General features: G+C 33.4%; 1 protein-coding gene. It reads right to left on the reverse strand.

Annotation, left to right across the window (positions count from 1 at the left end; translation table 11 throughout):
- On the reverse strand, positions 1-567 hold a 567-nt coding region (locus tag WD019_RS21685; protein WP_425712816.1), incomplete at its 3' end, for a recombinase family protein.
- Positions 568-761: the final 194 nt, after the last annotated feature.

Below are 761 nucleotides of genomic sequence, written 5' to 3' on the forward strand. Positions count from 1 at the left end.
TCCTTCCGATAGCTTTCTATATAAAGAAGCTCTAGATACATTTGTAATTTCACAAATTTGATTTACAGTCATATTTCCTTCTTTATATAGCTTTACTGCATAATTCATTCCTGCGTGATTTTTATGATATTTCTTTAACCGTCCTTTAAACTTCCCTTCTTTCTTTGCGAGCTCAATTCCTTCACGCTGACGCATACGAATAAGGTCTCGCTCTAATTGGTTAACACCAGCCATTACCGTAATTAAGAATTGGCTATATGGATTATCTTCTGATAAATCTAGCCATGTATCCTTAAATGATTTTAAGCTTGCCTTATTATTTCGTATTAAATCAATCAATTCAAATAAATCTTGCGTACTTCGAGTGATCCGAGTTAAATCTGTAACATAAATAATGTCACCTTCCTGTAAATCCTCTAACATTTTTTGAAGTTGTTCACGATCTTTTGTGGCTCCTGAAATTTTTTCTTCATAAATAATATCCATTCCAATTTCGTTCAATTGCCGAAATTGCCTTGAAGGATTTTGGCTAGTCGAACTGACGCGTACATAACCGATTTTCTGCAAAATTTCACCTCGTTTTTGAGATAAGTCTTATGAGACACTCTTAACTATGATTGTCACTTTTGGAGTTATTTTGCACTCATTTTAAGTGCTATTTTGCACTATATATAAATATAAAAAGGTCCGATTTCCCAGCATTAAAATTGGGAAATCGGACCTTTTTGTTACTTCACAAACGCGCCCTTTTCTTGAATAAA

This window comes from Fictibacillus sp. Mic-4, from assembly GCF_049843615.1.
Classification (GTDB): domain Bacteria; phylum Bacillota; class Bacilli; order Bacillales; family Fictibacillaceae; genus Fictibacillus_A; species Fictibacillus_A gelatini.